The following is a 13,066-nucleotide window of genomic DNA, read 5'->3' as shown; positions in this document are numbered from 1 at the left end:
GGCAGGCACGCCACCCGCCGTGGGTTACGGCTTGCGCGCCACCCCGCCGTACGCCCACACCCGGCTCGGGTCGTGCTCGGCGCCGATGCCCGGGCGCCAGGCGGCCAGCTGCACCAGACCCGGTTCGAGCACCTCGAGCCCATGGAAGAAGCCCATGATTCCGCTGTAGTCTCGCGGGCCCGCGGTCACCGGGCTGAGGCTGAGCGGGGCCCAGTCCCGGTCGTCGGGCGTCTCGTCGGTGAAGTCGCCGGTGACATGCGAGACGATCAGACAGCTGCCGGGGGCGGCCCACTCCATGAGCCGGGCGACGACGCCGTACGGATCGTCCTTGTCCTCGAGGTAGTCGAGGATGAAGGTGAGCACGATCCCCACCGGCTGTTCGGGGTCGAGCAGCCGGCGCACCTCGTCATGGGCCAGGATCTTCTCGGGCTCGCGCAGATCGCCACTGATCATCGTGGTGCCGGGGACCGCGAGCCGGGCCTGTCCGTGGCTGGCCACGATGGGGTCGTTGTCGACGTAGACCACGCGGGCCCGGGGGTTCACCGCCTGGGCGATCTCATGCACGTTCGGGGTGGTGGGCAGGCCCGAGCCGATGTCCAGGAACTGGCTGATGCCCTCGTCGGCGAGTTCGGCCATCGCCCGCTGCACGAACCGGCGGTTGGACAGGGCGGTGTCGCGGATCTCCGGCGCGATCCGCAGAAACCGCTGGGCCTGCTCGTAGTCGGCGAGGTAGTTGTCCTTGCCGCCCACGAGATAGTTGTAGACCCGCGCCGGGTTCGCCCGATGGCCGGGGTGGCGATCGTGGTCGACCGGCTGCCACTCCACCGTGGTGAGCCCGATGCCGGGCCCGCTGCTGTTCATCCGAGATTCCCCTGCCACTAGCGCTGCATCGCCCTGCCGCTTGCCGGATCCGTCACCGCGGATGCGGCGCCGGTCCTGGACGCCAGGTGACCGTGTCACTGGGTCCCGGTTCCGCCCAGGCGACCGGGGCCCGTGACCAGAGGTGGAACGGCAGGTCCACGTCCGCGGACACCCGGCTGAGCTGGCCCCAGGAATACGCGTGGGAGTGGACCACCGCGGCATGGAGCGCCGCTTCGAGGCAGGCGCGCGCGGTCCGCTCCGCCCGACAGGTGCCGCTCGGGCCGGACCCCTCCACCCCACCGGAGAGCTGAAAGGTGCTCCAGGCGTAGAGGGGTTCGTCCTCGATGTGCGGTTGCTGCTGCTGGTCGACGTTCACTGGCCCTCTCCAGACGCATCTCTACCGGCGGGGCTTGGCGATGCGTCCAGCATCGGGGAGGGCGCATTACCGGCGGTATAGCGGCGGTAAAGCGGTATGCGACGGCGCTATACCGGCCTACTCGGCGAGCCAGGCCAGCACCTCGCGGTTGATCCGCTCGGGCTGCTCCAGATGCAGGAAGTGGCCCGCGCCGTCGACCAGTTCCACCCGGGAGCCCGCCGGGAGGTGGTCCTTGGCGCTGCCGACCACGTCGGAGCCGATGCAGCCGTCGTCGGTGCCGTGCAGGAAGAGGATCGGCCGCTCACCGGTGGCGGTGATCGCCTCCTGCTCCGCCGCGTACGCCGGGACCTGGCGGGCCGGGTCGAACAGGGCCTTGTAGTAGCCGATCGCGGCGGCGAGGTGGGCCGGGTCCTTCAGGCTCTCCTTGACGTGCGCGATGTCCTGCGCGGAGTCGTGGTAGCCGGGCGACCAGTCGCGCCACAGGCCGTCGATGAGCGCCATGTCGTGGGCCGCGGCGCCCGCTTCGGCCAGCGGGGTCTGGAAGAGGAAGATGTAGAAGGAGCGCTTGAACTGGCCGTAGTCGAAGTTGAAGAAGTCGGCCAGCACGCCGCCCAGCGGAGGCACGGACATCGTCACGGCCCGCCGCCAGCGCTCGGGGGCGTGGGCGGTGGCGCCGTAGGCGGCGATGGCGCCCCAGTCGTGGCCGATGAGCACCGCGTCGCCGTCGGCGCCGAAAGCCTCGTGCAGGGCGTTGGCGTCGGAGGCGATCGCTCCGGCCTGGTAGGCGCCGTCGTCGGGTATGCCGGTGGGTGCGTATCCCCGCATGAAGGGGGCGACGGCGTGATAGCCCGCGTCCGCGAGGGCGGGGAGCAGGTGGCGCCAGGAATGTGCGGTGTCGGGGAAGCCGTGCAGACAGAGCGCCAGTGGGGCGTCCGCCGGGCCCGCTTCGAGATAGCCGAACTCAAGTCCATTTGCGGTGATGCTCTTGACCTGTGTCACGCTCAGCGATGCTAATTCACCGTCAGGAACACGTCCACGCGTGGCATCGGGGGATTTCCTCACCCCCCGATGATCCGGCTGCGCGGTGGCCGCGAGGGTGGCAGACTGCGCGCTGTGCCGTCCGCCCCGCCCGGCCCGAGGGAGGCCCCCATGACCAGCCCGCCCAGCTCCGTCGCGGAGCACCATGAGGCCATGGTGCACCGCGGGTTCCTCTACCGCGACGAGGAGGAAGTGGTCGACGTCTGCGTGCCCTTCTTGCGCGAGGGCCTGGAGGCCGACGACGCGGTGGCCGTGGTGGCGGCCAAGTCGAACATCGCGGCGCTGCGGGACGCCCTCGGACAGGACGCCCCGGCGGTGCAGTTCGAGGACGCGCTCAGCTGGTACCAGCACCCGGTGAAGACCATCGCCGCGTACGACTCCTTCGTGAAGGCCGAGTCGCCGCGCCGGGTCCGGGTGATAGCCGAACCGGTATGGCAGGGCCGCACTCCGCTGGAGGTCGTGGAGTGGGCGCGCTACGAGTCGATCGTGAACGCGGCGTTCGCCCACTCCGGTGCCCGCGCCATCTGCTGTTACGACCGCCGGGTGCTGCACCCCGAGATCCTGACGTACGCGCGCCGCACCCACCCCGAGATCATCGACGGTCAGGGGCCCGAGCAGAGCGTGGACTACACCGCCCCCGGCCCGTTCAGCGCCACCTGCGACCGCCGGGCGCTGACGCCCGCTCCGGCGAGGGCCGAGCGGCTGCCGGTCGACACGGCCGACCTCGACGCCGCGCGCGTCTTCATCGCCGAGCGGGCCGTCCGGCACGGCATGAGCCAGGAGTCCCTGCGCAACATGGTCGCCGCCGTCACGGAGGTGGCGAGCACCGCCGTCCGTCATGGCAGCGCCCCGGCGGAGCTGCGGGTGTGGACCCAGGACGGCGATCTGGTCTGCGAGATCGCCGGGCCCGGCCACTGGTACCCGGACGCCCTGTGGGGATTCACCCCGCCGGAGGGGGCGGACACCGGGTTCGGGCTGTGGGGCGTCCGGATGCTGTGCGATGTCGTCCAGATGCAGGCGGACGCGGACGGCACCCTGATCAGGCTGCGCATCGGTCTGTGACCAGAGAATTCGCGTTCATGGCCCGGTAGCGCCGCCTGTCCGGGCAGGGCGGCCCTCCCGGCGGGCGCGCAGCGCCCCGAACACGGCGAACGCGGTCAGGGCCAGCAGCGCGGCGGCTCCCGTGGCCGCGCCGAGGCGCAGACCGGGCGGGCGGAAGGTACAGCTGACCGAGGTGGCGCCGCCGTCGAGGGGCACCGCGATGAGTCCCAGGTACGCGGCGGCGGGCCGGTCCGGGCCGTCCCCCGCCGCGCACCGCCAGCCCGCGATGCGCGGGGCGGCGATCACGGCCAGGCCCCGGGAGCCGGGCGGGAGTTCGGCGCGCAGGGAGCCGCCGGAGACGCGTACGCCGGTGGCGCCGCGGGCCGTCAGCCGGTCGACGGCGGCGCGCAGCCGCGCGGTGTCCAGGCAGCCGATGGCGTCGTGCGGGATCACCCCGGCCTTACGGGCGGTGAGCGACACCTCCACCTGGCCGGAGCGCGGGGCCGTGCCCAGCGGCCGCATGGCCGCGCGCCCGGTGACCGGCCGGTCGCCGCGGAACCCGGACGGGGGCCGCCCGGCGCCGCGCATGAGGGCTTTGCCCCGGTAGTGCGGGGCCCACAGGAACACCTCGCTGCCGCCCGGGCAGGTGGCGGTGAGCCGGGCCGCGTCCGGGGACGCGGGCAGCCGGTGGCCGCGGGCGGGGCCGCGCGCGGCGGGCCTGCCGTCCGTACCGCGCACCGCGATGCCGCGCGGGAGGGTGTACACCCGGGCGCCGAGCAGGAGTTCCTGGTTGCGGAAAGGCGAGGCGCCGTACCGGGGCGCGGGCCCGGCGCCGGGACGGACGGTGACCAGGGGCGGCGCCTGCTGCCGGTCGACGGTGACCGTGGGGTGCTCGGCCGCGTACCGGTCCTGGTGCGGGTCGGCCGAGGAGCGCACCCGGGCGCCGACCGAGAAGATCGCGTCGGTGACCGGGTTGTCCGGGCTCCGCACCGCGCGGCCGCGTGAGGTGGTGCCGCCGCCGAGGGCGGTGAGCGTGCGGCCGAGCACATCGGAGGTGAGGCTGCTGTCGTACCCCGCGCCCTGGCCGCCGACCAGCAGCGGGTCGTTGCCGACGGTCTGCTCGCGGCCCGGTTCGGTGCGGTAGCGGGGCCAGCCGTCCGCCTCGGCGATCATCTTGCGCTGGCGCTCCTGGCGTTCGCCCCAGGGGGTGTAGCCGTCGAAGTGGCGCGGCCGGAGCCGGTCGGCGACGGCCATGGTGGCGGCGGACTGGCCCACTTGGGCACCAATGAGCACGACGACGGCGAGCACGGCGGGCAGCGGACGGCCGAGCCGGGCGGCGAGGCCGTGCAGCAGCACCGCGGCCGCCACCGCGGCGACCCCGGCGAGCAGCAGCGGATACGTCCACCAGCGGATCTGCTCCCCGGAGCGCGCCGCCACCGCGATGAGCGCCAGCAGCCCGCCCGCGGGCAGCAGGGCCCGCAGGATCGGCACGCCGTGCGCGCCGGAGAGCCAGGCGGCGATCACCAGCAGCCCGCACAGCACGAAACCCTGCTGGTACTGGCTGCCGTCGGGCGCGGCGAAGGCGTGCCAGGCCAGCTGGGTGGGCGCCCACCGCATGGACACGGCCATCGCCGCGATCAGCAGGGTCCAGCCCGCGCGCAGCCGCCGGGGCACGGCCGGGTTGAACGGCAGCGTCAGGGCGAGCAGCAGCGCCACGGTGTCGACGTACAGCGCCGGGCTGCCGAAGTCGTACGTGCCGGGCAGCATCCGGGCGAAGATGTCCGTCCAGGGCTCGGGCGTGAACTCCCCCGCCCGGCCCGGGTGGGCGTGCCGGGTGCCGAAGTGGACGACGGAGACCAGCGGCGCGGCGAGGCCGACGCCGAGCCCGCAGGCCGCCGTCAGCCGGGCCACGGGGCGGATCCCCAGCGGCATCCGGCTGATCAGGGCCCGGGTGAGCAGGATCAGCGCGGCGCCGAGGGTGGCCAGGTAGGCGGTGGGAAAGTTGGCGGTCCAGACGACGGCGACCACCAGCGTGGCCGTGACGAACCGCCGCCCGGCCAGGGCCCGTTCCCCCCTCAGGACCTGTTCCCCGACCAGGCACAGCAGGGGCAGCGCGATGAGTCCGTCCAGCCACATGGGGTGGTACGAGGCTTCCGCCACGGACCAGCCGCACAGCGCGTACGACGCGCCCAGCGCCCCCGCGGCCCACCAGCGCCCCGGTTGGAGCCTCAGCAGGGTGACGGCCATCACCGCGCCCGCCGTGGCCGTCTTCAGCAGCGTGATGACGTACACCGCCAGGTCGATCTCGTCGCGCGGGAAGACGGCGACGAGCAGCGCGAACGGGCTGCTGGCATAGGTGCCGAGGTCGGGCAGGAAGGAGGCGCCGAAGCCGGAACTCCAGTTGAGGAACAGCCCGCCGTCGCCGCGGCCGTGCAGCAGATCCCACAGCCGGGCGTGGAAGGGGATGAACTGATTGCCCAGGTCGCCGACGGCCCGGGCGCGCGGCCCGAACGGATGAACCCCCGCCACGGTGTCACCGAGGCAGAGCGCCACCATGGTGAGGAACGAGGCGAGGGCGGCGGCCCGGATACGGATGCGCGAGGGCCGCGGAACGCGGGGTCCTGATAATTCGGATGGCTCCCGGAGGGGCTGACCGATATCGAATTTCTGCGTCACGTCGATTACTTGTCCGGACAACGGAATGGGCGTGGTCGGTGTGTGCGGAGCTGTGATCGGTTTGACGGGCGAAATGCGCGGGAGGTTGTGTCGGCGCACCAGGAAGCAGGGATTCACTAGACCTGGCTTCCGGAGTCACTGCCTCGTCTTTCCGCGGTTTACGTCGCCGATGCCGGGAGCCGGGGCACTCCGTGGTCGGCCAGCGGGCCCACCTCCAGCCCCGCGGTGCGGCACGCGGTCACCAGATGCGGCAGGGCGGCCAGGGTGACGCGCCAGCAGCCGGGGGACGAGGACCGGTCGGAGTCGTGCAGCAGGACCGTGGCGCCGCCCCGGAGGCCGCCGCGCAGCGTGGCGAGCACCGAGGCCGGGGTGGCGTTCGGGGACCAGTCGTGCCCCCAGGCCGACCACAGGATGGGCCGCAGCCCGGCGCGTACGGCCGCGAGCCAGCGGCTGCCGGTCAGGACGCCGTACGGGGGCCGGTACCACAGCGGTTCGGCGCCGGTGGCCAGCCGCACTGCCTGGGCGGCGCATCTGACCTCGGCGACGTCCCGCACCGGCCGCGGCAGCCAGGGGCGGTTGTGGGTCCAGCCGTGGACGGCGAGTTCATGGCCGCGGAACGCGATCTCGCGGGTCGTGCGGGGATAGCGCATCACGCTCTCACCCAGGACGAAGAACGTGGCGGTCACCGCCAGCTCGTCCAGGCAGTCCAGGAAGCGCGGGGTGGAGTGGGGGTCGGGGCCGTCGTCGAAGGTGAGGGCGATGTGGTCGGACCGGCCCTGCCCGGCGAGGGCCGGGAAGAGGAGGCGCCGGGGCCCCGGCAGCCAGGTTCCGGCCGGGACCAGATGCGCCGCCGCGGCCAGCACGGCCGCGTTCCGGGCCAGCACACCGGTCCGCCGCCCGGCGGTCATGGCGGGCTCCCGCCGTCCGGGACCCGCCGCACCGTCGGCCGTACCGCCGTGCCGGTGGCGTCCGCGTCCCAGCCCTCGGCCATGGCGGGCGACCGGGCGAGGCCGACGATCCCGGCCGCCATCAGGGCGATGCCGACCGCCTCGGGCAGCAGACGCAGCCCCAGTTCGACGCGTTCGCCGAACAGCACCCAGCCCAGCGCGATGCTCACCAGCGCGTCCCCGAGGGTCAGCGCGGGCTGGGAGGCGGCCAGGGTGCCCGCGCGCAGGGTGGACTGGAGCAGCAGGAAGCTGAACAGCCCGACGAGGCACACCGCGTACAGCGGCCAGCTGGTGAACACCGCGGCCACACCCTCGCCGAAGCGCCCGGTGAACTCCTTGATGAGGGCCGCCGTGCAGGCGAAGCCGACGGCGGTCGCGCAGCCGAGCACCGCGGCCCGCGCCGCGCCCCGCAGCGCCCGCGCCACCAGGGTCAGGGCGCCCACGACGAGCACCAGCACCACCCCGGCGGGCAGCCAGAGCCCGTTCCGGGCCGTGCCATGGCCGTGCGAGGGATCGGCCGCGACGAGGAAGAGCGCGAGCCCGGCGGCGAGCATCGCGAACGCCAGCCAGGTCCGGCCGCCGGGCCGTCGGCGGAACACCAGACTCCCCACCACCAGGGTGAACAGCAGCTCGCTCACCAGCAGCGGCTGGACGACGGAGAGCCGCCCGACCGCCAGCGCCCCCACCTGGGCCACCGCCGAGACCACCATCGCCGCGCCCCCGGCCAGCCAGTACGGGCGCCGCAGCAGCCGCAGCAGATGCCGCAGCGCCTGCCCCACCCCGCCATGGCCGGATCCCGGAAGCTCCCGCTCCTGGTCCATCGCGGCGCGCCGCTGGAGCACGGACGCGGCGCCGTTGCCCAGGGCGGACAGCAGCGCGAGGAGGACGGTCAGGGCGCCCATGTCACCCCCACCCTCACCCGAAGCGGGCGGCCAGCCGGTGGTACAGCCCCGGGGCCGCGCAGCGCACCAGCGCGGGCAGCCGCAGCCAGGCCGGTACGTAGACCTCGTCCCGGCCGCGCGCGACGGCGTCCCACACGGCGTCGGCGACCCGCTCGGGCGGCAGCGGGCGCGGCATCCGGCGGGTGTACGGGACGCCGCGGCGGGCGAAGAACGGGGTGTCCACCACGCCGGGGACGACATGGGTGATGCGTACGCCGCCCCGGCGCAGCTCGTCGCGGAGTGCGTCGGCGAAGACGCCGAGCGCCGCCTTGGCCGCGGAGTACACCGCCTCGCCCCGCACTCCGACGCTGCCGGCGACCGATCCGATGAGCACGATGTGGCCGCGCCGCTCGGCCAGCATGTGCGGCAGGACCAGCCGCACCAGCCGCATGGTGGCGAGCAGATCGACCCCCACCACCCGGTCGATGGCGGCGGGCGGCATCGCGCTGAAGGGACCCGCCCAGCCGATGCCCGCCCCGGCGACCAGCAGATCCACCCGCCCGGCGGTACGGAGGGCGTCCTCGACCAGGCCACGGCCGCCCTCGGGGGTGGCCAGATCGGCGGGCAGGGCGATGGCCGAGGTGTGCGCGGCCACCCGGTCGAGACGTTCCCGGTGGCGGCCGCTGACCAGCAGCCGCCATCCGCCGCCCGCCGCGAACCGGTGCGCGACGGCGGCGCCGATACCCGAGGACGCGCCGGTCACCAGCGCCACTCCGCCCCCGGTGGCGGCGGGACCGGCCGAGGTGCGCGCGGCACCGGTTTGCGGCTGTGCGTCCGGCAGAGGGCGGGCCATGGCATCTTCCTGTCTCGCTGCTGACCGGGCGGCGTCGGCACGCCACCGGCCGTCGAGCGCGCGGTTGACGGCACGCGGAGCGGATACTTCCAGTGAGCCATGAGCGGCCGCGCCTCGCACCATCGGAGGTGAGCATGCGCCTGCCGTCGCAGCGTTTCCTCGTGGTGAGCGCGAGCATGGGCGCCGGTCATGACGCGGTGGCCGGGGAGCTGGTGCGCAGGCTGGAGCGCGCGGGGTACCGGGCGGACCGGGTGGATGTGCTGGAGCTGCTGCCCGCCGGGATCGGCCCGGGGCTGCGCGCGTTCTACCGGACGGCGGTCCGCCGGGCCCCGGTGGTCTACGCGGGCATCTACCGGGCGTTCTTCCGGCCCGGCCCCGGCCGCCGCCCCGGCAGCGGGCCACGGCCCGGCACCGCCCCGCTGGCGGCGCTCGCCGAGGACCGGCTGCTAGCGCTGACGGAGCGGCTGCGGCCGACCGCGGTGGTGCCCGTCTTCCACCTCGCCGCGCAGCTCACCGGCCGGTTGCGGGCCCGTGGGGCGCTGACGGTGCCGAGCGCGGTGGTGGTCACCGATTTCGCGGTGCACCGCCAGTGGCTGCACCCGGGCAACGATCTGCACCTGTGTGTCACCGAGGAGGCCGCCGAACGGGTGCGGCAATCCCTCGGCCGGCCCGCGGTGGCCACCGGCCCGCTGGTGGCGGGGCGCTTTCTCGGCCCGGCGCCCGGGGCGGCGGGCTGGCGGCGCCGCTTCGACCAGTACGCCCCCGGCAGACCACCGGTGGTCCTGTCCGCCGGGGCCTGGGGCGCCGGTACGCACCTGGCGGCCACCGCACGGCTGCTGTCCGCCGCGGGCTATCTGCCGGTGGCGCTGTGCGGCCGGGACGAACGGCTGCGGCACCGGCTGTCCCGGTGGCCGCGGGTGGCCGCCCTCGGCTGGGAACCGGATCTGCCCGGACTGCTGGCCGCCGCGCGGGCGCTGGTGGACAACGCGGCCGGACAGACCGCGCTGGAAGCACTGGCCACTGGAGTCCCGGTGGTGGGCTACCGCCCCATCCCTGGCCATGGGCACGAGGGCGTCCGCCGGATGGCCGCCCTCGGCCTGACGGACCACGCGGCGGACTCATGGGATCTGCTGCGCCTGCTCGACGCGCTCACCGCGCCCTCGGCGCTGCGGACACGCCGTATCGCCGCGGGCCGACGGCTGTTCGCCACCGACCCCGCCGACATCGCCGCCCGGCTGGCCGAGATGGCGGCCGACGGCGGTCCGGACGTCATGACGCCCTTCTCGTGACGCCTCTGTCGAGACGGACTTCTCGTGACGCCTCTCTCGTGACGCCTGCTCTCGTGACGGAGTGGGTGGACCGCTGATCCGGCGCGTGCACAGCCGCCGGCACCTCCGGGTCCACCCTCCCCAAACGCCACTTCCGCCCCCGCTACCCCTGAGCTGGCAGCACACTGACGGGAGAGCTGCGGTCAGCTGGTGGCCGCGGCCTCGTACAGGCCACGCCCGGAGCGCTTGGCCCGGTCCGTCGTGCGCAGCCGCTCCAGCGTGTTGCGCACCGAGTTCACGTTGGTGCGCGTCTCGTCGCGGCCCAGGGCCTCGTTGACCTCGGACGCGCGCATCGGACGGCCCGCCTTCTTGAGGGCGCCGAGCACCGACTCGCCGAGCCCGGTGGAGCGCTCGGAGGAGGTGCCCGCCGCCTTGGCCGTCTTCTCGGTGGCCTTGGCGGTGGCCTTCTCGCTCGTCTGGGCGCTCTTCTCGGTGGCCTTGGCCGCCTTGGTGGTGGCCTTGGCGACGGGCTTGGCCGTGTCCTTGGCCGCCGCGGCCTTCTTGGCGGGCTTCTTCGCGGCGGTCTTCTTGGCCGCCGCCTTGGTGGCGGTCTTGGTGGCGGTCTTCGCGGCCGTCTTCGCGGCCCGGCCGCCGGTGGTGGACTTGGCCTTGCTGCGCTGACGGCCGATGGCGGCCTTGCGCGTGGTGGCCGGTGTCCGGGTGGCCGGGGCCGCCTCGGCGGCCGGCTTCGCCTCGGCCTCGGTGGCCGTGGCAGTGGCCGCGGTGTTCGCGGCGGGCTTCGCCTCCGCGATGTCGCCGTTGCCCGCCTGCGGGAGCGTGGCGGCTCCCGAGAGGGCCTGAAGGCTGCTCAGAGCGGTGCTGACCACCTCCAGCCGCTGGGTCACGGCGTCCAAATCACCCTTCAGGGCCTCCTGTTGCTTCTCCAGCTCCGGAAGCTCGGCCTTCAGTGCCTCGATCGTCGAGCCCACACTGTTGTCGGCACTCAGCGAGTTCACCATCACTTCGTCCCCTTTCTGGGCGTCTGCGCCCATCGTTGCTGCGATTATGCCTGCTGTTAGGTGTGTGCGGTGCCCTGTGTGCCACCACGCAAAACAACCAGGACCGCCTTGACGGCTACGGAGCAGCCAACTTTCCGTGAAGTCAGGTGGCACGAACCCCCTTGTCAGACCGCCCGTGTCATCCTCAGGAGTGGTGGCGCGCGTCGTGATGACGACGCATCAGGCGCGAAAAACACCGCGCGCGCCCCATGCCACCTGGATACCGTGCACACCATGACCGAACCGAAGACCGGCACTCTGAAGGTGCCCGGTGCCACGCTGTATTACGAGGTGCGCGGCAGCGGCCCGGTGCTGCTGATGATCCCGGGCGGGGCCGGTGACGCCGCTTCCTACGACCATGCGGCAGCGGCCCTCGCCGACCGGTACACGGTGGTGTCCTACGACCGGCGCGGTGCCTCTCGCAGTACCCTCGACGGCCCGCCCGCGGACCAGCGGGTCGAGGTGCACGGCGAGGACGCGTCCCTGCTGCTCGACGCGGTGGCGCCGGACGGCGAACCGGCATACGTGTTCGGCTGCAGCGCGGGCGCCATCGTCGCGGTGGAGTTGCTGGCCCGCCATCCGGAACGGGTACGGCTGGCGATCGCACACGAGCCGCCCCTGGTGGAACTGCTGCCCGACGCCGAGGAGCAGCGGGCGTTCTTCGCCGAGGTGCGCGAGGCGTACCGCCGCGAGGGAATCGCGGCGGCGGTGGCGGTGATGGCCGCGGGCACCGGCCCGGCGGAGGGAGCCGCGCCGCGGGATCGCGGGGCGGAGCCCCCGCCGCTTCCGGCCGAGGTGGTGGACCGGATGATGGCCAACTTCCCCTACTACCTGGAGCACATCCTGTGCCCGTTCACCGGCCACGTCCCGGACCTGGCCGCGCTGGCGGCCGTATCGGAGCGGCTGGTACCGGCGGGCGGCCGGGAGTCGCACGGGCTGCTGCTGTACCGCCCGGCGGTGGCACTCGCCGAGCGGCTGGGCACCGAGGTCGTGGACTTCCCCGGCGGTCACACGGGGATCGGTGAGCACCCGGCGGAGTTCACCGAGGTGTTGAGGAGGACGCTGTCGCGTCGATGAGGGCGGTGAGCCGGGCGGGGCTCATGCTGCCCGGTGCGCGGCGCTCCCGGGCGCAGAGGCCCGCGACCCGTCCCAGCGTCTCGTTGACCGGTGTCGGGACGCCGTGTTCGCGCCCCAGCAGCACGATCTCCCCGTTGAGATAGTCCGCCTCGATCGTGCCGGTCCCCCGGGTCAGGCTCTGCCACGAGGAGCCGCCGCCGCGCTCCACGCCGTCGGCGGGGCGCATCTCCACCTTTCCGGAGCGGAGTGCGGCCTGTTCGGCGGCGTCGGCGTGGGCGATGCCCGCGGCGTCGAGGACCGCGACCCCCTCGGCCTTCGCCCGGGCGCCGAGGGCCTGGGCCTCGTCCCCGGTGAGCGGCCCGCAGATCGCCTCGACGGCGTTGGCGAGGTTGTTGATGAGCTTGGCGTACTTCCAGCGCATGACGTCCGGTACGACCGGCGCGAGGAACACGGACTCCTCCAGGTCCGCGGCCACCCGCCGGATGGTGTCGTCCTCCCCGGACGGATAGCGGCCCATGCTGAGGATCCCGGTGTACGGGGCGCACGGCGCGGCGACGAGCCCCGGCTCCAGATAGGTGGAGGGCATCCAGACGCAGACGCCGTAGACCCGGCGGAAGCTCCGCAGCGCCAACCGCTCGTTCTCCACCCCGTTCTGGGCGCAGAGCAGCGGCAGCCGCTCCCCCGCGGTGCCGCCGCCGGTGACCGGGCGCGGCGCCCAGGCGTCCAGCGCCGCCGCGCTGTCCTGGGTCTTCACGGCGAGGACGAGCACATCGTCGGGGCCCAGTTCGACATCCTCGGGCCCGGTGACGGCGGGCGCCGGGATCTCATGGGTGGACTCGGGTGACGTGAAGCGCAGTCCGTGGTCGCGCAGCGCCTCGTAGTGTGCGCCGCGCGCCACCAGGACGACGTCATGGCCTGCGAGATGGAGCCGGGCGCCGATCGTGCCGCCGACCGCGCCCGCTCCGATGATGAGGTATCGCACCAGGACCC

The 13,066-nt window shown here is 73.9% G+C and carries 12 protein-coding genes; 3 read left to right on the top strand and 9 right to left on the bottom strand.

Annotated features, from left to right (window positions below):
• Nucleotides 1–24: 24 nt before the first annotated feature.
• From ACZ59A_RS17265 to ACZ59A_RS17255, 3 genes are all read right to left on the bottom strand, one after another.
• Nucleotides 25–861 carry an SAM-dependent methyltransferase gene (locus tag ACZ59A_RS17265; protein WP_470959430.1) on the bottom strand — a complete coding sequence of 279 codons (837 nt, stop codon included), beginning with the start codon at nt 859–861 and terminating at the stop codon, nt 25–27.
• 52 nt (nt 862–913) lie between these two features.
• Nucleotides 914–1,237, bottom strand: a complete 324-nt coding sequence (locus tag ACZ59A_RS17260; RefSeq protein WP_470959427.1) for a hypothetical protein — start codon at nt 1,235–1,237, stop codon at nt 914–916.
• A gap of 117 nt (nt 1,238–1,354) precedes the next feature.
• Nucleotides 1,355–2,236 (bottom strand): alpha/beta fold hydrolase, encoded by an 882-nt coding sequence (locus tag ACZ59A_RS17255; protein WP_470959424.1) that lies wholly within the window; start codon nt 2,234–2,236, stop codon nt 1,355–1,357.
• 150 nt (nt 2,237–2,386) lie between these two features.
• On the opposite strand from ACZ59A_RS17255, the gene ACZ59A_RS17250 reads away from it, so the two are divergent.
• Nucleotides 2,387–3,337: an anti-sigma factor RsbA family regulatory protein gene (locus tag ACZ59A_RS17250; RefSeq protein ID WP_470959421.1), complete on the top strand. Its 951-nt coding sequence runs from the start codon at nt 2,387–2,389 to the stop codon at nt 3,335–3,337.
• Nucleotides 3,338–3,352: 15 nt separating this feature from the next.
• Here the strand turns inward: ACZ59A_RS17250 and ACZ59A_RS17245 are convergent, their stop codons facing one another.
• The 4 genes from ACZ59A_RS17245 to ACZ59A_RS17230 form a co-directional block, all read right to left on the bottom strand.
• The gene (locus ACZ59A_RS17245; RefSeq protein ID WP_470959698.1) at nt 3,353–5,872 is read right to left on the bottom strand and encodes a YfhO family protein; all 2,520 of its coding nucleotides are present in this window, start codon (nt 5,870–5,872) and stop codon (nt 3,353–3,355) included.
• A 278-nt stretch (nt 5,873–6,150) separates the two neighbouring features.
• Entirely contained in the window at nt 6,151–6,900 is a 750-nt protein-coding gene (locus tag ACZ59A_RS17240; RefSeq protein ID WP_470959418.1) for a polysaccharide deacetylase family protein, read from the bottom strand.
• Nucleotides 6,897–7,841, bottom strand: coding sequence for a DMT family transporter (locus ACZ59A_RS17235; protein WP_470959415.1), 945 nt, complete (start codon nt 7,839–7,841; stop codon nt 6,897–6,899). Before ACZ59A_RS17235 ends, ACZ59A_RS17240 begins: the two co-directional genes overlap by 4 nt.
• Nucleotides 7,842–7,854: 13 nt before the next feature.
• Nucleotides 7,855–8,673, bottom strand: a complete 819-nt coding sequence (locus tag ACZ59A_RS17230) for an SDR family NAD(P)-dependent oxidoreductase (protein ID WP_470959412.1) — start codon at nt 8,671–8,673, stop codon at nt 7,855–7,857.
• 134 nt (nt 8,674–8,807) lie between these two features.
• On the opposite strand from ACZ59A_RS17230, the gene ACZ59A_RS17225 reads away from it, so the two are divergent.
• A complete protein-coding gene (locus ACZ59A_RS17225) occupies nt 8,808–9,962 on the top strand; it encodes an MGDG synthase family glycosyltransferase (RefSeq protein ID WP_470959409.1) in 1,155 nt (384 codons plus the stop codon).
• 182 nt (nt 9,963–10,144) lie between these two features.
• Here ACZ59A_RS17225 and ACZ59A_RS17220 read toward each other — a convergent pair whose 3' ends face one another.
• Nucleotides 10,145–10,960, bottom strand: coding sequence for a prephenate dehydrogenase (locus ACZ59A_RS17220; RefSeq protein ID WP_470959406.1), 816 nt, complete (start codon nt 10,958–10,960; stop codon nt 10,145–10,147).
• A 273-nt stretch (nt 10,961–11,233) separates the two neighbouring features.
• On the opposite strand from ACZ59A_RS17220, the gene ACZ59A_RS17215 reads away from it, so the two are divergent.
• Nucleotides 11,234–12,076 (top strand): alpha/beta fold hydrolase, encoded by an 843-nt coding sequence (locus ACZ59A_RS17215; protein WP_470959403.1) that lies wholly within the window; start codon nt 11,234–11,236, stop codon nt 12,074–12,076.
• Here the strand turns inward: ACZ59A_RS17215 and ACZ59A_RS17210 are convergent.
• Complete coding sequence (locus ACZ59A_RS17210; protein ID WP_470959400.1) at nt 12,039–13,058, bottom strand: ketopantoate reductase family protein; 1,020 nt, start codon at nt 13,056–13,058, stop codon at nt 12,039–12,041. The genes ACZ59A_RS17215 and ACZ59A_RS17210 overlap by 38 nt on opposite strands.
• Nucleotides 13,059–13,066: the final 8 nt, after the last annotated feature.

It is taken from the genome of Streptomyces sp. NPDC040405 (assembly GCF_055595765.1).
This window is presented reverse-complemented; position numbering and strand designations above follow the sequence as displayed.